Below are 15,484 nucleotides of genomic sequence, written 5' to 3'. Positions count from 1 at the left end.
CCGGGGCGTCAGGCGAACGCGCCCGCGCTCGCGGCGTGGCCGGCGGCGTCCGGCCAGGGCCGCCACCGGGCCTGCCCGAGGTCCCAGTAGGCCGCGGCGGGCACCGCCTCGGCCGGTTCCCGCCAGGTCACCACCGGCAGGTGGACCCGGGCCAGGTGGTCGGTGGTCAGGAAGGCCCGGCGCAGCTCGTCGCCCAGCCCGTCGAACGGCGACCCCTGCGAGCGGTGCTCGGCCATGGCCGCCTCGCGGCGGTCGAGCACGTCGGCGACGTCGAGCACGTCGGTGACCTCGGCGTCGGGCCGGCCCAGGCCGGCCGCGTCGAGCGCGTGGTAGGCGTCGTCCCCGCGCCGGCCGCTGGTCTCCTCCAGCCACCGGCGCATCAACGAGGCCGGCAGGCAGTGCTCGTACAGGCGCGGTCCGCCGGCGCCGAGCCGGCGCACCGCCTCGCGCGCCGCGACCCGCACGTGCCGGTGGTCGCGGTGGCCGTCGCTGCCGTCGAGCACGACGGCCACGTGCGGGCGCAGGTCGCGCGCCAGGCGGTGCAGCACCGCGGCGACGGCGTGCACCGGCGCCGCGCAGAGCGCGCCGGGGGCGAGGTCCCCGTCGAAGCCGGAGTCGCGGTAGTCGAGCAGCTCGACGCGGGCGGCACCGAGCCGCGCCGCCGCGCGCCGCAGCTCGGCCTCCCGCACGGCGCCGAGGTCCCCGCCGTCGACCGGCTCCGAAGGTTCGCCGGCCTCGCCGCGGGTGGCGCAGGCGACCGTCACGTGCGCGCCGCGGACGGCGGCGTGGGCGATGAGCGAGCCGCACCCGAAGGACTCGTCGTCCGGGTGGGCCACCACGACCAGCCACCGGTCACCGGGGTCGACGTCGCGCAGCAGGTCCCGGTCCGCCGGCTGCCGGGCGGGCGGGACGGGGGACGGCGTCGGCCGTGCGGGATCGGTCATGGCGGTGTCGGTGGTGGCGGGGTCGGTCATGGCGGGGAGCCTGCGCCCACCCACTTGCACGGCTCTTGCGGCTGGCTGACAGCACACCTCCGGGGAGCGGCTACCCGCGACCGGGCAGCTTGCCGGCCGCGGCGCTGTCGAGCAGCCACCGCGTGGCCCGGGTCCCGTGCACGCCGGCGGCGGGCAGCTGCACCGGACCGGCCGAGCCCGACAGCGCCATCGCGACGGCCGGGGCCTTCTCCTCCCCGGCGACGACCATCCAGACCTCCTCGGCGGTGTTGATCGCCGAGAAGCCGAGGCTGACCCGCGTCGGCGGCGGCTTCGGGCAGCCGCGGACGGCGAACGCGGGCCGGTCGTCGTGCGCCGCCGGCGACTCCGGGAAGATCGACGCGGTGTGACCCTCGGGGCCCATGCCGAGGATCAGCACGTCGAACCGGGGCACCGCCGCACCCGCCGGCGCGGCCGCGGCGAGCTGCTCGGCGTACCAGGCGGCCGCGTCCTCCGGCTCGGCGAACTCCCCGTCGGACGGCGGCATCGCGTGCACGCGCTCCGGCGGCACGCCCACCGCGTCGAGCAGCGCGCGGCGGGCGGCCTTCTCGTTGCGGTCGTCGCTGTCGGCGGGGACGAACCGCTCGTCGCCCCACCACACGTCGACGGCCGTCCAGTCGACCCGCTCGCGGGCGGGCTCGGCGGCCAGCGCGGCGACGTGCTCCAGCAGGGCGATGCCGATGCCGCCGCCGGTCAGCACGACCGACGCCGTCCCGTGCACCGCCTGCGCGGCGGCCAGCCGGGCGACCAGCGCGGAGGCGACGGCGCGGGCGAGCACGTCGGCGTCCGGCTCGACGACCACGTCGGGGGGAGGCCGGCCGTCGTCGGCCAGCCCGCCGGCGATCTCGGCACCCGGTGGCAGGGTCATGCGTCCTCCCGCTGGAAAGGGTCGAACCACTCGTGCTCGCGGACGGCGGGGCGGCCGGCCAGCCCGGTCACCCCGGTGGCCGCCGCCAGCGCCTCGCTGTACGGCTCGTCGGGGTCCAGCCGGCGCAGCTCCTCGCCGAGCAGGTCGCCCAGCGGCCGGTCGGGCAGGGCGACGGTCGCGTCCGGCCGGTGCGGCTGGGTGATCAGCGCGCCGGCCCTGCGGTCGGCCCGCACCCGCACCTCCTCGTCGCGGTCGAGGCGCAGGACGACGGTGTCGACCCCGCCCGGGCCGGCGGCGCGGTCGCTGTCGACGACGTCGACCGCGCAGTCGCAGCGCGCGGACAGCCACCCGGCGAGCAGCCGGGCCGACGCGCGCCGCGGATCGCCCTCGACGACGCCGCCGAGCAGCCGCACCGCCTCACCCCGGCGGCCGGCGACCGAGTCGACGGTCGAGGTGAGCGCGGCCCGCCACGGCGTGCTGCGCGTCCAGGCCAGGTCGGTGTCGCCGGGCGCGTAGTCGGCGGCCCGGGTGCGCAGCGCGGCCACCGGGTCCGGGCCCATGGAGCTGTCCGTGATCCGCCGGTCGGCGATCACGGCGAGCGCGTCGGTGGCCAGCCGTTCCGGCGGCGGGGCGTGCCACCAGGCGACCACGGGGGCGTCGGCGGCCAGCAGCGGCAGCACGACCGACTCGGCGTGCAGGCCCAGCCGCCCGTACATGCGCATGACGACGGCCTCGCCCGGGCCCAGCCGCCCGCCGATCGTCACCTCGGCGTCCAGCCGGGGGGCGGGGGAGTCCAGCTGCCGGCGGACGACCACCAGCAGCCGGCAGGGGTGCATCTCCGCGGCGTGCGCGGCCGCCTCCTCCGCCTCCTCGACGCGGCTCTCGTCGGCGACCACGACCAGCGTCAGCGCCACCCCGGAGAGCACCGCGCCGCCGGTGCGGCGCTGCGCGGCCAGCTCCTTGACCACGGCGGTGCCGTTGGTGTCCCACAGGGTGGTCACGGCCGCCGCCACCTCCTCCCCTCCGCGGCGAGCATCTCGTCGGCCGCGCGGGGCCCCCACTCCCCGGCCCGGTAGGGGTGCGGCGTGCTGCCCGCCCAGAAGGCCTCCAGCGGGTCGATCACCGCCCACGAGGCCTCGACCTCGGAGTTGCGGGGGAACAGGGTGGCGTCGCCGAGCAGCACGTCGAGCAGGAGCCGTTCGTAGGCCTCGGGGCTGGACTCGGTGAACTGCTCGCCGTAGAGGAAGTCCATCGACACGTCGCGGACCTCCATCACGCTGCCCGGCACCTTCGACCCGAACTTGAGGGTGACGCCCTCGTCCGGCTGGACGCGGATGACGAGCTGGTTGTTGCCCAGCTCCTCGGTGTCGGTGTCGCTGAACGGCAGGTGCGGCGCCCGCTCGAAGACCAGCGCGATCTCGGTGACCCGCCGCGGCAGCCGCTTGCCGGCGCGCAGGTAGAACGGCACCCCGGCCCAGCGGCGGGTCTCGACCCCGAACCGGACGGCGGCGAAGGTCTCGGTCCGCGAGTCCGGCGCCACCCCCTCCTCCTGCCGGTAGCCCGGCACCCGCTGCCCGGCCAGCCAGCCCTGCTCGTACTGGCCGCGGACGGCGGAGGCCGACAGGTCCGCGGGCAGCGAGATCGCCCGCAGCACCTTGAGCTTCTCGGTGCGGATCTCCTCCGCCGAGAAGTTGACCGGCTCCTCCATGGCGGTCAGCGCCAGCAGCTGCAGCAGGTGGTTCTGCAGCACGTCGCGCGCGGCGCCGGTGCGCTCGTAGAAGGCGGCCCGGGTGCCGATGCCGACGTCCTCGGCCATGGTGATCTGCACCGAGTCGACGTGGTGGCCGTTCCAGACCGGCTCGAACAGCGTGTTGGCGAACCGCAGCGCCAGCAGGTTCTGGACCGTCTCCTTGCCCAGGTAGTGGTCGATCCGGAAGACGTCCTCCGGGGTGAACACCGAGTCGACCAGTGCGTTGAGCTCCCGGCTGGAGGGCAGATCGGTGCCGAACGGCTTCTCCACCACGACGCGCCGCCAGCGCTCCGGCGTGCTGTCGGCCATGCCGGTCCGCTGCATCTGCTTGAGGACGACGGGGAACTGGCCGGGCGGGATGGAGAGGTAGAACGCGGCGTTGCCACCGATGCCGGAGCTGCCCTCCAGCTCGTGCAGCCTCTCGGCGAGGGCGTCGAAGGCGTTGTCGTCGTCGAAGGAGCCGTGCACGAAGTGCACACCGCCGGCCAGCCGCTCCCAGACCTCTTCCCGCCACGGTGTCCGCGCGGCCTTGCGCGCGGCGTCGCGGGCGAGCTCGGCGAACGCGGCGTCGTCCCACTCGCGGCGGGCGAAGCCGAGCAACGCGAAGTTGGTGGGCAGCAGGCCGCGGTTGGCCAGGTCGTACACGGCCGGCAGGAGCTTCTTGCGGGCGAGGTCGCCGGTGATGCCGAACACGACGAGCGCGCAGGGCTCGGGCACGCGGGGCAGCCGCCGGTCCCGCGGGTCGCGCAGCGGGTTGCGGATCATGATCGGTCCTCGCTCACTCCAGGGCCTCCAGCAGCTGCTCGATGCCGGCGGAGCGGTCGACCAGGTGCAGCCGCAGCAGCGGGCGGTCGCGCTCGGCGAGCGCGATCCGGTCGCCGGCGGCCTGGGCGGTCTGCAGCGCGCCGAACGACCACGGCTGCTCGGGCACCGGCAGGTCCTCGGCGACGGCCCCGGTGATCTGCAGGAAGACACCGACCTGCGGCCCGCCCTTGTGGTACTGGCCGGTGGAGTGGAGGAAGCGCGGCCCCCAGCCGAAGGTGACCGCGTGCTCCGTGCGGCGGGCCAGCACGGCTCGCAGGTCGGCGGCGCGGGCGTCGGCCTGCCGGTCGAGGAAGGCCAGGACGGCGAGGTAGCCGCGTGGCGGGACGGCGTGCAGCAGCGCGTCGAGGGCGAGCGAGAGCGCGTCGTGCGCGGACAGGTCCACGCCGTCCAGCAGGCCGTTCCCGGCGTGCAGCTCGACGGCGCCGACCCGGGCCAGCGGCCGCTCGTCGGGCAGCCCACCGGCCAGGATCCGCTCGGTGTTCTCCTTGCTCGCGGCCACGTCCGGCTGGTCGAACGGGTTCGTGCCGAGGACGCGCCCGGCGACGGCCGTGGCGTACTCCCAGCCGAGGAACTGCGCGCCGAGGGGGCCGGTCACCCCGACCGCCGGGCCCTCACCGGAGGGCTCGCCGCCGACCACCGCCAGCAGGGCGTCGGGCGCCCGGCCGCCGGGCGCGTCGACGGACTCGAGGACGACGGGCAGCAGGCCCCGCCCCTGCTTGCCGGTGGACTCGGCGAGCAGCTGCTCGGCCCAGTCGCCGAAGCCGTGGATGCCGCTGTCCGGGTCGTCGGCGAGGGCCACCTTGTCGCGGCCGGCGCGGAATCCCGCGCCCAGCGCCAGGCCCAGCTCCAGCGCCGGGTTGTCCGGCTCGGCCAGGTGCTCGGCCAGCTGCTCGGCCTCGTCGAGCAGCACGCCGACGTCGACACCGGCCAGCGCGGCCGGGACCAGCCCGAAGGCCGACAGCGCGCTGTAGCGGCCGCCGACCGCGGGATCGGCGAGGAAGACCGCCCGGGCGCCCATCGCGGCCGCCGTGTCGGCCAGCGGCGAGCCGGGGTCGGTGACGACGACGAACCGTGCGCCGATCTCCTTCTCGTCCAGCCCCGCCGCCGCGAAGGAGGACACGAACAACCGGCGCTGGCTCTCGGTCTCCAGGGTGGTGCCGGACTTGGAGCTCACCACCACGACGGTCCGGTCCAGGTCGGTCGCCGCGGCGGCCAGCTGCCCGGGGTCGGTCGTGTCCAGGACGACCAGCGGCACGCCGACGGTCCGGCAGACCACCTCGGGTGCCAGCGAGGAGCCGCCCATGCCGCAGAGCACGACGCGGTCGAGGCCCTCGCCGACGAGTTCGGCGCGCAGCTCGGCCAGCCGGGCGACCAGCTCGCGGGAGGTCGCCGGCAGGTCGAGCCAGCCGAGCCGGGTCGACGCGTCGCTCTCGGCGTCCGGACCCCACAGCGTGGGGTCCTTGCCGACCAGCCGGGCGGCGACGTCGTCGTCGGCCAGCTGGGCGCGGGCGGCGGAGGGGATGTCGAGTCCGGTGCTGCGGAGCCGCAGCACCGTCACCTCTTGTCCTCCAGCTGGGTGCGCACCGACTCGGTGAGCTCGTCCCACGAGTCGGCGAACTTCTGCACGCCCTCGTCCTCGAGCACCCGGTACACGTCGTCCATGTCGACCCCGGCCTCCCGGACGGCCTCCAGCACCGCCGCGGCGTCCTCGTAGGTCTTCTGCACCGGGGTGCCGGGGCCGCCGTGGTCGGCGTAGGCCAGCAGCGTCTTCTCCGGCATGGTGTTGACCGTGCCGGGGGCGATCAGCTCGCCGACGTACAGCGTGTCGGGGTAGTCGGGGTTCTTCACCCCGGTCGAGGCCCACAGCGGCCGCTGCGGGCGGGCCCCCTGCGCCTCGAGCGCCTTCCAGCGGTCGGCGGAGACGACCTCCTCGTACGCCTGGTAGGCCAGCTGCGCGTTGGCCAGCGCCGCCTTGCCCTTGAGCGACGGGTCCGCACCCGCCTTGTCCAGGCGCTTGTCGACCTCGGAGTCGACGCGGGACACGAAGAACGAGGCCACCGACTCGATGCCCTCCAGGCTGCCGCCGTCGGCCAGCCGCTGCTCCAGCCCGGACTGGTAGGCGTCCATGACCTTGCGGTAGCGCTCGAGACTGAAGATCAGCGTGACGTTGACGCTGATGCCGCGGGCGATCGAGGTGGTGATCGCCGGCAGCCCCGCCTCGGTCGCCGGGATCTTGATGAAGAGGTTGGGCCGGTCGACCAGCCACCACAGGTGCGCGGCCTCGGCCGCGGTCGCGTCGGTGTCGTGGGCGAGGCCGGGGTCGACCTCCAGCGAGACCCGCCCGTCCAGGCCGGTGCGCTCCGCGACCGGCGCCAGCAGGTCGCAGGCGTCGCGGACGTCGGAGGCGGTGATGGTGCGCAGCGCCTCGTCGACGCCCACCTTCCGCACGGCGAGGGCGTGCAGCTGGTCGTCGTACAGCTCCGACCCGCTGATCGCCTGGGCGAAGATCGTCGGGTTCGTGGTGACGCCGACGACGGAGTGCTCGTCGACCAGCGACTGCAGGTTGCCGCTGCGGATGCGGTCCCGCGACAGGTCGTCCAACCAGACCGCCACGCCCGCGGCGGACAGGTCGGCGAGGTTCCGGTTCTGTGCCATGGTTCGCGCCCCTCCCGGGCTCGTGGGGATCTAAGGCCTGCCGGCTGCCACGGCCTGCAGGCTGTCGTGCGCGGCGGCCACGACGGCCTCCTCGGTCAGCCCGAACTGCTCGTACAGGACCGAGTAGGAGGCGCTGGCGCCGTAGTGGTCCAGACCGACGGTGCGGCCGGCGTCGCCGACGTAGCGGTACCAGCTCATCGGGACGGCGGCCTCCACGCTCACCCGGGCCCGCACCGACGGCGGCAGCACGGAGTCGCGGTAGGCCTGGTCCTGCGCCTCGAACCACTCGAGGCAGGGCATCGAGACCACCCGGGTCGGCGTGCCCTCGGCCTCGAGCAGCTCGCGGGCGGCCACCGCGATCTGCAGCTCCGACCCGGTGGCCAGGAGGACCAGCTGCGGCTGGCCGTCGGAGGCCTCGGCGAACACGTAGCCGCCCCGGGCGACGCCCTCGGCCGAGGCGTACCGCTCCCGGTCGAACACCGGGAGGTTCTGCCGCGACAGGGCGATCCCCGCCGGGCGGTCGTTGTGCTCGAGGACGGTCCGCCAGGCGACGGCGACCTCGTTGGCGTCGGCCGGGCGGACGACGTCCAGGCCCGGGACGGCCCGCAGCGCGGCGAGGTGCTCGATCGGCTGGTGGGTGGGGCCGTCCTCGCCGAGGCCGATGGAGTCGTGGGTCCACACGTAGGTGACCGGCAGCTGCATGAGCGCGGCCAGCCGGACCGCGGGGCGCATGTAGTCGGAGAAGACGAGGAAGGTGCCGCCGTACACGCGGGTGCCGCCGTGCAGCGTGATGCCGTTCATGATCGAGCCCATGGCGTGCTCGCGGACGCCGAAGTGCAGCGTCCGCCCGTAGGGACCGCCGGTCCACATCTTCGTCTGCCGGTCGGCCGGCACGAACGACGGCTCGCCCTCCACGGCGGTGTTGTTGCTCTCCGCGAGGTCGGCCGACCCGCCCCACAGCTCGGGCACCTTCGGGTAGATGGCCGCCAGCACCTTGCCGGAGGCCTTGCGGGTCGCCATGCCCTTCTCGTCCGGCGGGAACACCGGCAGGTCGTCGGCCCAGCCGTCGGGGAGCGAGCGGGTGCGCATGCGGGCGAGCAGTGCGGCCCGCTCGGGGTTCTCCTTCTCCCACGCCGCGAACCGCTCCTCCCAGGCGGCGTGGTCGGCGCGACCCCTCTCGACCACGGAGCGGGCGTGCGCGAGCACCTCGTCGTCGACGTCGAACGTCGCCGACGGGTCGAAGCCGAGGATCTCCTTGGTGGCCCGCACCTCGTCCTCGCCCAGCGCCGACCCGTGCGCGGCCCCGGTGTTCTGCTTGTTCGGCGCGGGCCAGGCGATGATCGTGTCGAGCACGATGAGCGACGGCCGGCCGGTCTCGGCCTTGGCCGCGGCGAACGCGGCGTCGATCGAGGCCAGGTCCTCGCCGTCCGCGACCTCCTGCACGTGCCAGCCGTAGGCCTCGTAGCGCTTGCCGACGTCCTCGGTGAAGGCGACGTTCGTGTCGTCCTCGATGGAGATGCGGTTGTCGTCGTAGACCAGGACCAGATTGCCCAGCTGCTGCGTGCCGGCCAGGGACGACGCCTCGCCGCTCACGCCCTCCTCCATGTCGCCGTCGGAGGCGAAGCACCAGATCGTGTGGTCGAAGACGCTCTCGCCCTCGGGCGCGTCGGGGTCGAGCAGGCCGCGCTCGCGCCGGGCGGCCATCGCCATGCCCACGGCGTTGCCCACGCCCTGGCCCAGCGGCCCGGTGGTCGTCTCGACGCCGGCGGTGTGGCCCACCTCGGGGTGGCCGGGGGTGCGCGAACCGAAGGTGCGCAGCGCCTGCAGGTCGGACAGCTCCAGGCCGTAGCCGGACAGGTACAGCTGGATGTAGAGGGTCAGGCTGGAGTGGCCCATCGACAGCACGAACCGGTCGCGGGCGATCCAGTCCGGGTCGCCGGGGTCGTGCCGCAGCCACTTCTGGAAGAGCAGGTACGCCGTCGGGGCCATGCTCATCGCGGTGCCGGGGTGACCGTTGCCGACCTTCTGGACGGCGTCCATGGCCAGCACGCGGATGGTGTCGATCGCCCGCCGGTCGAGGTCGCCGAAGCCGTCGGGGAGCGTGGGGCTCGGCTGCGACGGCCGGCCGGTGGGCGCGTCGGTGGCGGCCTCGGGCGGCGCCTCGGACTCGGTGCTCCGGTCGGTCGTGCGGTCGGTGGCCATCTGGTCGGCGCTCCCTCGGGGTCGGCGGGGACCGGGGTCCGGGGCGGGTCCCCGGACCGTCGTCGTCGTCCCGCCTACCCGGTGCACGCGCGGGCCCAACGTGCTCCCGACCCTAGTCGTGGGCCGGTCCGCCCGACCGCTCGCGGACGGCCCGGTCCGGCCGGGGGGCGGAAATCCCACGGGCTACAGTTGGGCGGTCTCCATCCCCGGTGCGAAGGGACCCCGTGCTGTCCAGGTGTCCGGTGGTGCCCTGCTGCCCGCACGCAATCGAGGGCACCCGGTGACCGCGCTCTCCGAGCGCCCCGTCGTCCCGGCGTCCCCGCCCGCCGCGCTCGGCGCCCGGGTGCGCGCCTACGTGGCCCTCACCAAGCCGCGGATCATCGAGCTGCTGCTGGTCACCACGCTGCCGGCGATGCTGCTCGCCGCCGGGGGATGGCCGTCCTGGCGGCTGCTGCTGGCGACCATGGTCGGCGGCACGCTGGCCGCGGGCGCGGCCAACGTGTTCAACTGCTGGTTCGACCGCGACATCGACCGGCTCATGCACCGCACCGAGCGCCGTCCGCTGCCGATGGGGGTGATCACCCCGCGCGCGGCGCTGGTCTTCGGCGTCGTGCTGACCGGGACGTCCATCGCGCTGCTCGCCGCCACCACCACGCCGCTGGCCGCCGGCCTGGCCGCCGCGGCGATCGCCTACTACGCGCTGCTCTACACGGTCGTGCTGAAGCGGCACACGCGGCACTCGACGCTCTTCGGCGGGGTGCCCGGCGCCGCGCCGGTGCTGATCGGCTGGGCCGCGGTCACCGGCTCGCTGGCCTGGCCGGCCGTGGTCTTCTTCGGCGTCGTCTTCTGCTGGCAGCTGCCGCACTTCTGGGCCCTGGCCATGCGGTTCCGCGCCGACTACGCCCGCGCCGACGTGCCGATGCTGCCGGTGGTCGCCTCCGCCCGGTCGGTGGGCCGGCAGACCGTCGTCTGGGCCTGGCTGACCGTCGCCGTCTCGCTGCTGCTGTGGCCGGTCGGTGCCGCGTACGGCATCGGCTGGCTCTACACGGCCGCCGCGGTGGGGCTCGGCGCCTGGTTCGTCGTGGAGGCGCACCGGCTGCTGGGGCGCATCCGCCGCGCCGAGGAGACCCGGCCGATGGTGCTCTTCCACGTGTCGATCAGCTACATGGCCCTGCTGTCGATCGCCATCGTCATCGACGTGCTCGTGTGATCCGTCGTCTCCGGACGACACTGCGGCTGACGGCCGTTGCTCCTGCGCCCCACGGAGGAGCCCACCGGCAGCCGTGGCGACCCCGCCGACGATCACCATGATCTGAGCGGTACCGGCGAGCCGCCCGACGAACCGACCAGCGCGAGCGCGGGCAGCGGGAGCACCGTAGCCGCTGACGGCCGTGAGCGCGGCGACCGGGGCGGCGCTCACGACGAGCCCGATCTGCGCATCGGTCACCCGCAGCCCCGGGACGTGCAGCGCCACGTGGGCGAACAGCCCCGTGAGGAAGGCGTACCCGAGGGCGACGGGGCCGGTCCACGTCAACGTGCCCGCGAGAAGTGGCCGCCAGGCGTCCGTCAGCAGCGTGCCGACGCGCCCCGCCCGGGTGCGCCCGCCGTCCGAGCGCTGCGCCGCCGCGACGAACTCCGGGGTCTCGGGGAGGCGTACCCGAAGGGTCAGACCGATGACGACGAGGGCGCCGCTGAGCAGGAACGGCAACCGCCACCCCCAGGCGTCCGACGCCGACGGTCGCAGCGCCCATCAGGGTGAGCGAGCCGATCAGCGCGCGGCGACGACCGACGCGGTCACCGATCCGGCCGAAGGCCAGCCCCCGAGCGGGCGCGCGACGATCGCCACGGCGTGCCCGGGCAGGACGGCCAGCGCGCCCAGCCAGGTGCGGGCGGTGGGCAACCGGACGGGGTCGAGCCGGCGGTCCCGGCCGCTGCGCCCGCACCAGGTCGCCCTCGGTGCCTCGCCGCCCGCCGGGGCGGCGGAAGCCCCTTGCCGGTACCGGTTCTCCCCGGACGATGGACGGCACGTCAACTCGGACGGGTGCATCGGCGGGCCGGCGCCGGGGAGGCTGCGATGGGCGAGTCGTTGCAGGTCCACCTGCTCGGCCCGCTGCAGGTGCGGAGACAGGGCCGCCCGGTGCCCGTGCCGAGCTCGCGGCAGCGTGCCCTGGTCGCGCGACTCGCTCTGGAGGCCGGGCGGGTGGTCGGCACGGATCGTCTCATCGACGTCGTGTGGGCGGACCGGCCTCCTGCGGACGCCCACGGCGCGCTGCACCACCACGTCTCCCGTCTGCGGAGGGCGATCGGTGCAGCTCTCGTCACCCGCGGTCCCGGATACCTGCTGGACGTGCGGGACGACGACGTCGACGCGCTCCAGTTCACCCGGCTCGCCGCCGCGGGCCGCGCCGCGCTGCGGGCCGGCTCGCTCGACGAGGCGGGCAGCGCCCTGCGGGCCGCGCTGGCGCTGTGGCGTGGTCCGCCGCTCGAGGAGTTCCTCGACCGGGACTGGGCCCGCCCGCCCGCGGCCCGCCTGCAGGGCCAGTACCTCGACGCGGTCGAGGACGGCTTCGACGTCGATCTCGCCACGGGCCGGCACGCCGACGTCCTCGAGCCGATCCGTGAGGTCCTCGCCGAGCACCCGTTCCGCGAGCGGCTGTGGGGCCAGCTCATGGTGGCGCTCTACCGCTGCGGGCGACAGCCGGACGCGCTGTCGGCCTACGCCGACGCCCGCCGGATCCTCGCCGACGAGCACGGCCTCGACCCGGGCCCGCAGCTGGCCGACCTCGAGCACGCGATCCTGAGCCACGACCCGCAGCTGGCGGCACCCCGGCCACGGTTCCGCGCGACGGGGGGCAGCGGGAACCTCCCGGCTCCGCTCACCAGCTTCGTCGGGCGCGCCGAGGAGCTGCTCGCGGTCCAGAGACTGGTGAAGCAGGCCCGACTGGTCACCCTCACCGGGCCACCGGGGGTCGGCAAGACCCGCCTCGCCGTCGAGGTCGCCCGGGCGCTGCACCCGGACGTCGAGGACGGGGTGTGGATGGTCGAGTTGGCATCGCTCACGCAGGGCGGCGAGGTCACCACCACGCTGGCGGCGGCCCTCGGGGTGCGACCGGGCGGTGCCGGAGGAGCCGAGACCCCCCTGGTCGACCGGGTGGTGCAGCACCTCCGGAGCCGGTCCGCCCTGGTCGTGGTCGACAACTGCGAGCACCTCCTCGGCGAGGTCGCCGATCTGGTGCACACGCTCCTCGCGGGTTGTCCGCGGCTCGGCCTGCTGGCCACGAGCCGGGAGTCCCTCGGAGTCCCGGGAGAGGCGCTCTGGCCGGTCGAGGGGTTGAGCGTGCCCGATCCTGCTCGGCACGACCCGGCCGCTCTGCTCGGCACCGAGGCCCTCCGGTTGTTCGAGGACCGCGCGGCGCAGGTCCGACCGTCGTTCGTGATCACCACGGAAGCGGCGCCGGCCGTGGCCGAGCTGTGCCACCGCCTCGACGGGCTGCCGCTCGCCATCGAGCTCGCCGCCGCCCGGGTGACCGTGCTGCCCGTGGCTCGCATCACCGCCGGGCTCGCCGACCGGTTCCGCCTCCTGGTGACGGGGAGCCGGACGGCCCCGCCCCGTCACCAGACGCTGCGCGCAGCCGTCGAGTGGAGCTACGACCTGCTCGGGAAGGACGAACGACGTCTCTTCCAGCAGCTCGCGGTGTTCCCCTCCGGCTGCTCGCTCCCCACCGCGGAGTCGATCGGCGCGCGGCTGGGCCTCGGCGCCTACAGCACGCTCGACCTGCTCAGCGGGTTGACCGGCAAGTCGCTCGTCGTGGCCTCGACGGGCGTCGACGGGGAGCCGCGGTACCGCATGCTGGAGACCCTGCGCGAGTACGGCATCGAGCGGCTCCGCGCCGAGGGCGGCTACGACGCGGCCCGGCGGCGGCACGCCGAGCTGTTCGCCTCCTTCGCCGAGTCCGGCGAGGCGGGCCTGTACGGGTCGGACAGCAGCGGCTGGCTGCGCCGGCTCGACCAGGATCGGGAGAACCTGCGCGCGGCGCTGCGCTGGGCCGTGGCCGCCGGACGGGGCGACCTCGCGCTGTGCGTGGCCGGCGCGCTCGGCTTCTTCTTCGCCGTCAGCGAGCGGCACGACGAGGGGCGGGACTGGCTCGACGCGGCCCTGGCGGTCCCGGACACCGGCACCTCCGCCGTCGTCCTCGCCCGGGCGGTGAGCTACCGGGGCTTCCTCCGCACCCAGCAGGGTGACGCCGCGGGGAGCGTGGCCGACGCCGAGCGCGGGCTCGAGCTCGCCCACCGCGCCGGCGACCGGTGGCAGATCGCCCAGTCGACGGCGATCCTCGCGTTGGCCCTCGGGGAGACCGGACCACCCGACCGCGTCGCCGCGCTGCTGGCGCAGGCGCGGGCCGCCTACCGGGACGTCGCGGATCCGCGGGGCGACTGGGGGCTGGCTTCCTGCGCACTGGCGGCCGCGCGCAGCGCGATGCGGGCAGGGGACGTCGCGCTCGCCGAGCACGAGGCGCAGGAGATCCTCCGGCCCGCTCGCCGCCTCGGGTACGACCTGTTCGAGGCGTGGGGGCGGCTGCTCCTCGCCTGGGCGGCGGGCCGGCGCGGCGACACGGGCGCCGCGGTCGCCGAGTGCCGGGCGGCGCTGCGGCTCGTGCGCGGCGTCGGGCTTCCTCACTACGTCAGCTTCGTCCTCGCCGTGCTCGGCCGGTACGTGATGCTCGACGGTGACCTCGGTGCCGCCCGGAAGCTGCAGCACGAGGCCGTGGACCTGGTCGACGCCACCGTCTCGCCCTGGTTCGCGGCCTTCGCCCACGAGGGCCTTGCCGCGACGGTGCACCGCCGCGGAGGCCTCGCCACGGCCGAGTCGCTGTACCGCAGGGTGCTCGCGGAGAGCCCACCGGAGGGGTCGACGTTCGCGCAGCAGGCCTTCTACGTGCTCCTCGGTGGCAGCCCCGTCGCGCGTGCGCTCATCGGCCTGAGCGTCATCGCCGTGTCGCACGGATCGGGGACGGAGGCGGGCGACCTCGCCGTCGACGGCATCCACCGTGCCCACCGCGACGCCGACCAGGTCGCGGTCGCCGTCGGGCTCGAGGTCCTCGCCGCGGCGGTCGCGGCCGGCGGGGACCCCGACCGAGCTGCCGAGCTGCTGGGCGCGGCGGCCGCGCACCGCGACGCCGCGGGCCTGACCGCGGACGCCCACGACGCGGCCGCCGCCGAACGGACGGCGGCCTCCGTCCGGAGGGCGCTCGGCGACCGCGCGGCCGCTCTCGCCTTCCAGCGGGGCTGGGGTCGGTCGCGGGACGTCGCGCTGGCCGAGCTGACGGTGGCCCGGCCCGCTTCGCGCGCGGCTGACGACAGCGTCGTCCGACGGGGACCGGGTGCATCAGGCGGGCTGGATCTCGTCGAGCCGGTCGACCAGCGGGGCGAGCGGGTCCTCGGTCCGTAGCACCCGGAAGCGGCAGGCGTCGTCGCCGAGCGACATCAACGTGGTCCGCTCGGCGCGCAGCCCGCTCTCGGCCGGGTCGAGCTCGCTCATCCAGCTCCGGTCCCAGGCACACATCACGGTGGTGACGCGCGGGTCGCCGGTCCGGGCGAAGAAGTCGCGGAACAGGCAGCGCTCGACCTGCATCTCGAGGACGTCGCGATCCGGTCGCGCGAACCCGATGTCGAAGTACGTCCCGTACATGGCGACACCTCGGCGGCAAGCCACGTCGACCGCGCCGAGCGCGTCCTCCCTGCGGCCCAGCGCGTCCATCCCGATCTCGAGGGGTCGCTGCAGGAGCGACCCGACGAGCCCGCGCAGGTACCGGAGGGTGCGGTTCTCGTCGTGCCCGAAGACGGGGGGCAGGGTCTCGTACGCCGCCCGGACGGCCGCGGCGAGGCGGAGGATCCCCTCCGACGGCCCGTCGACGGCCATGTCCCGGTTGGCCTCCACGAGCGCGTCGCTGCGCCGCCGGATCGCCGCGAGCAGCTCGTCCGTCCGGTCCGGGGCCGCGCGACGCAGGTACCGGTCGATGCCGGACAGGATGCGGCGCGGTCCGTACCGACCGCACAGGACGCGGCCCTCGGCTGCCAGCACCGTCTCGGCCGGGCTGCGCCGGCGTCCCGACCGCGCGCTCGCGGGCCTGCTCGCTCCTCCCATCGCTTCCTCCTCGTCGACGTGGGCCCCTGTGCGGGCCCCTGGCCGCA

At 75.4% G+C, this 15,484-nt stretch carries 11 protein-coding genes; 2 read left to right on the top strand and 9 right to left on the bottom strand.

Annotated features, from left to right (window positions below; genetic code table 11):
* Positions 1–8: 8 nt before the first annotated feature.
* The 7 genes from OF117_RS01425 to tkt form a co-directional block, all read right to left on the bottom strand.
* Complete coding sequence (locus OF117_RS01425; RefSeq protein ID WP_263551005.1) at positions 9–974, bottom strand: PIG-L deacetylase family protein; 966 nt, start codon at positions 972–974, stop codon at positions 9–11.
* A 70-nt stretch (positions 975–1,044) separates the two neighbouring features.
* Positions 1,045–1,860, bottom strand: coding sequence for a 6-phosphogluconolactonase (pgl, locus tag OF117_RS01420; RefSeq protein WP_263551004.1), 816 nt, complete (start codon positions 1,858–1,860; stop codon positions 1,045–1,047).
* Complete coding sequence (locus OF117_RS01415; RefSeq protein WP_263551003.1) at positions 1,857–2,861, bottom strand: glucose-6-phosphate dehydrogenase assembly protein OpcA; 1,005 nt, start codon at positions 2,859–2,861, stop codon at positions 1,857–1,859. The genes pgl and OF117_RS01415 overlap by 4 nt, the downstream gene beginning before the upstream one ends.
* Entirely contained in the window at positions 2,858–4,375 is a 1,518-nt protein-coding gene (gene zwf, locus OF117_RS01410; RefSeq protein WP_263551002.1) for a glucose-6-phosphate dehydrogenase, read from the bottom strand. Before zwf ends, OF117_RS01415 begins: the two co-directional genes overlap by 4 nt.
* Before the next feature lie 13 nt (positions 4,376–4,388).
* Positions 4,389–5,993 carry a glucose-6-phosphate isomerase gene (locus tag OF117_RS01405; protein WP_263551001.1) on the bottom strand — a complete coding sequence of 535 codons (1,605 nt, stop codon included), beginning with the start codon at positions 5,991–5,993 and terminating at the stop codon, positions 4,389–4,391.
* Positions 5,990–7,090 (bottom strand): transaldolase, encoded by a 1,101-nt coding sequence (tal, locus tag OF117_RS01400; protein ID WP_263551000.1) that lies wholly within the window; start codon positions 7,088–7,090, stop codon positions 5,990–5,992. Before tal ends, OF117_RS01405 begins: the two co-directional genes overlap by 4 nt.
* 30 nt (positions 7,091–7,120) lie before the next feature.
* Entirely contained in the window at positions 7,121–9,292 is a 2,172-nt protein-coding gene (gene tkt / locus OF117_RS01395; protein ID WP_263550999.1) for a transketolase, read from the bottom strand.
* 280 nt (positions 9,293–9,572) lie between these two features.
* Between tkt and OF117_RS01390 the strand changes: the two genes are divergently transcribed.
* Positions 9,573–10,502: a heme o synthase gene (locus OF117_RS01390; RefSeq protein WP_263550998.1), complete on the top strand. Its 930-nt coding sequence runs from the start codon at positions 9,573–9,575 to the stop codon at positions 10,500–10,502.
* Positions 10,503–11,060: 558 nt separating this feature from the next.
* On the opposite strand, the gene OF117_RS01385 is transcribed toward OF117_RS01390, so the two are convergent.
* Positions 11,061–11,192: a hypothetical protein gene (locus OF117_RS01385; protein WP_263550997.1), complete on the bottom strand. Its 132-nt coding sequence runs from the start codon at positions 11,190–11,192 to the stop codon at positions 11,061–11,063.
* Positions 11,193–11,366: 174 nt separating this feature from the next.
* Here OF117_RS01385 and OF117_RS01380 point away from each other — a divergent pair, with 174 nt between their 5' ends.
* Positions 11,367–14,741, top strand: a complete 3,375-nt coding sequence (locus tag OF117_RS01380; RefSeq protein WP_263550996.1) for a BTAD domain-containing putative transcriptional regulator — start codon at positions 11,367–11,369, stop codon at positions 14,739–14,741.
* On the opposite strand, the gene OF117_RS01375 is transcribed toward OF117_RS01380, so the two are convergent.
* Positions 14,679–15,437 (bottom strand): L-2-amino-thiazoline-4-carboxylic acid hydrolase, encoded by a 759-nt coding sequence (locus tag OF117_RS01375; RefSeq protein ID WP_263550995.1) that lies wholly within the window; start codon positions 15,435–15,437, stop codon positions 14,679–14,681. The two genes, OF117_RS01380 and OF117_RS01375, sit on opposite strands and share 63 nt — an antisense overlap.
* Between the last annotated feature and the right edge of the window lie 47 nt (positions 15,438–15,484).

It is taken from the genome of Geodermatophilus sp. YIM 151500 (genome assembly GCF_025716945.1).
GTDB lineage: Bacteria > Actinomycetota > Actinomycetes > Mycobacteriales > Geodermatophilaceae > YIM-151500.
This window is presented reverse-complemented; position numbering and strand designations above follow the sequence as displayed.

Coding starts and splice junctions, on each gene's coding strand:
- OF117_RS01425 (WP_263551005.1), bottom strand. CDS start 974: ATGACCGACCCCGCCACCACCGACACCGCCATGACCGATCCCGCACGG.
- pgl (WP_263551004.1), bottom strand. CDS start 1,860: ATGACCCTGCCACCGGGTGCCGAGATCGCCGGCGGGCTGGCCGACGAC.
- zwf (WP_263551002.1), bottom strand. CDS start 4,375: ATGATCCGCAACCCGCTGCGCGACCCGCGGGACCGGCGGCTGCCCCGC.
- tal (WP_263551000.1), bottom strand. CDS start 7,090: ATGGCACAGAACCGGAACCTCGCCGACCTGTCCGCCGCGGGCGTGGCG.
- tkt (WP_263550999.1), bottom strand. CDS start 9,292: ATGGCCACCGACCGCACGACCGACCGGAGCACCGAGTCCGAGGCGCCG.
- OF117_RS01380 (WP_263550996.1), top strand. CDS start 11,367: ATGGGCGAGTCGTTGCAGGTCCACCTGCTCGGCCCGCTGCAGGTGCGG.
- OF117_RS01375 (WP_263550995.1), bottom strand. CDS start 15,437: ATGGGAGGAGCGAGCAGGCCCGCGAGCGCGCGGTCGGGACGCCGGCGC.